At 52.8% G+C, this 2,912-nt stretch carries 1 rRNA gene; it reads left to right on the top strand.

Going from position 1 to position 2,912, the window contains the following annotated elements:
• Nucleotides 1–6: 6 nt before the first annotated feature.
• Nucleotides 7–2,912 (top strand): 23S ribosomal RNA (locus FCJ93_RS24525); the annotation flags it as partial.

The following is a 2,912-nucleotide window of genomic DNA, read 5'->3' as shown; positions in this document are numbered from 1 at the left end:
CCGAATGGTTAAGTTATAAAGGGCGCACGGTGGATGCCTTGGCACTAGGAGCCGATGAAGGACGGGACTAACACCGATATGCTTCGGGGAGCTGTAAGTAAGCTTTGATCCGGAGATTTCCGAATGGGGAAACCCATCATCCGTAATGGGATGGTATCCATACCTGAATACATAGGGGATGGAAGGCAGACCCGGGGAACTGAAACATCTAAGTACCCGGAGGAAGAGAAAGCAAACGCGATTCCCTGAGTAGCGGCGAGCGAAACGGGATTAGCCCAAACCAAGAGGCTTGCCTCTTGGGGTTGTAGGACACTCTATACGGAGTTACAAAGGAACGGAGTAAACGAACAAGTCTGGAAAGGCTGGTCAGAGAAGGTAACAACCCTGTAGTTGAAACTTCGTTCCCTCTTGAGTGGATCCTGAGTACGGCGGGACACGTGAAATCCCGTCGGAAGCTGGGAGGACCATCTCCCAAGGCTAAATACTCCCTAGTGACCGATAGTGAACCAGTACCGTGAGGGAAAGGTGAAAAGCACCCCGGAAGGGGAGTGAAAGAGAACCTGAAACCGTGTGCCTACAAGTAGTTAGAGCCCTATGCATATTTTCCTTTGGAAACATGCTGGGTGATAGCGTGCCTTTTGTAGAATGAACCGGCGAGTTACGATTGCATGCAAGGTTAAGTTGAGAAGACGGAGCCGCAGCGAAAGCGAGTCTGAATAGGGCGTCTTGAGTATGTAGTCGTAGACCCGAAACCAGGTGATCTACCCATGTCCAGGTTGAAGTTCAGGTAACACTGAATGGAGGACCGAACCCACGCACGTTGAAAAGTGCGGGGATGAGGTGTGGGTAGCGGAGAAATTCCAATCGAACTTGGAGATAGCTGGTTCTCTCCGAAATAGCTTTAGGGCTAGCCTCACGAAGAACGAGTCTTGGAGGTAGAGCACTGTTTGGACTAGGGGCCCTCATCGGGTTACCGAATTCAGACAAACTCCGAATGCCAAGTACTTAAACGTGGGAGTCAGACTGCGAGTGATAAGATCCGTAGTCAAAAGGGAAACAGCCCAGACCACCAGCTAAGGTCCCAAAGTATACGTTAAGTGGAAAAGGATGTGGGGTTGCTTAGACAACCAGGATGTTGGCTTAGAAGCAGCCATCATTTAAAGAGTGCGTAATAGCTCACTGGTCGAGTGACCCCGCGCCGAAAATGTACCGGGGCTAAACGTATCACCGAAGCTGTGGGTGTACACCGTAGGTGTACGCGGTAGGAGAGCGTTCTAAGGGCGTTGAAGCTAGACCGGAAGGACTGGTGGAGCGCTTAGAAGTGAGAATGCCGGTATGAGTAGCGAAAGATGGGTGAGAATCCCATCCACCGAATGCCTAAGGTTTCCTGAGGAAGGCTCGTCCGCTCAGGGTTAGTCGGGACCTAAGCCGAGGCCGAAAGGCGTAGGCGATGGACAACAGGTTGATATTCCTGTACCACCTCGTTTTTGTTTGAGCGATGGGGGGACGCAGGAGGATAGGGTAAGCGCACTGCTGGATATGTGCGTCTAAGCAGTTAGAGCGGCAAGTAGGCAAATCCGCTTGCCATACGCTTGAGCTGTGACAGCGAGGGAAATCAAGTACCGAAGTTCCTGATTCCACACTGCCAAGAAAAGCCTCTAGTGAGAAAACAGGTGCCCGTACCGCAAACCGACACAGGTAGGCGAGGAGAGAATCCTAAGGTGAGCGAGAGAACTCTCGTTAAGGAACTCGGCAAAATGACCCCGTAACTTCGGGAGAAGGGGTGCTTTTTAGGGTGCATAGCCCTGAAGAGCCGCAGTGAATAGGCCCAGGCGACTGTTTAGCAAAAACACAGGTCTCTGCGAAGCCGCAAGGCGAAGTATAGGGGCTGACGCCTGCCCGGTGCTGGAAGGTTAAGAGGAGGGGTTAGCTTACGCGAAGCTCTGAATTGAAGCCCCAGTAAACGGCGGCCGTAACTATAACGGTCCTAAGGTAGCGAAATTCCTTGTCGGGTAAGTTCCGACCCGCACGAAAGGCGTAACGATCTGGGCACTGTCTCAACGAGAGACTCGGTGAAATTATAGTACCTGTGAAGATGCAGGTTACCCGCGACAGGACGGAAAGACCCCGTGGAGCTTTACTGTAGCCTGATATTGAATTTTGGTACAGCTTGTACAGGATAGGTAGGAGCCGTGGAAGCCGGAGCGCTAGCTTCGGTGGAGGCGTCGGTGGGATACTACTCTGGCTGTATTGACATTCTAACCCGCACCTCTGATCGAGGTGGGAGACAGTGTCAGGTGGGCAGTTTGACTGGGGCGGTCGCCTCCTAAAGAGTAACGGAGGCGCCCAAAGGTTCCCTCAGAATGGTTGGAAATCATTCGTAGAGTGTAAAGGCACAAGGGAGCTTGACTGCGAGACCTACAAGTCGAGCAGGGACGAAAGTCGGGCTTAGTGATCCGGTGGTTCCGCATGGAAGGGCCATCGCTCAACGGATAAAAGCTACCCCGGGGATAACAGGCTTATCTCCCCCAAGAGTCCACATCGACGGGGAGGTTTGGCACCTCGATGTCGGCTCATCGCATCCTGGGGCTGTAGTCGGTCCCAAGGGTTGGGCTGTTCGCCCATTAAAGCGGTACGCGAGCTGGGTTCAGAACGTCGTGAGACAGTTCGGTCCCTATCCGTCGTGGGCGTAGGAAATTTGAGAGGAGCTGTCCTTAGTACGAGAGGACCGGGATGGACGCACCGCTGGTGTACCAGTTGTTCTGCCAAGAGCATCGCTGGGTAGCTATGTGCGGAAGGGATAAGTGCTGAAAGCATCTAAGCATGAAGCCCCCCTCAAGATGAGATTTCCCATAGCGCAAGCTAGTAAGAACCCTGAAAGATGATCAGGTTGATAGGTCAGAGGTGGAAGC

The sequence above is a fragment of the Robertmurraya siralis genome (assembly GCF_005502275.1).
Lineage (GTDB): Bacteria > Bacillota > Bacilli > Bacillales > Cytobacillaceae > Robertmurraya > Robertmurraya siralis.
Note: the sequence above shows the minus strand (reverse complement) of the source record. Positions and strands in the feature narration are given on the sequence as shown.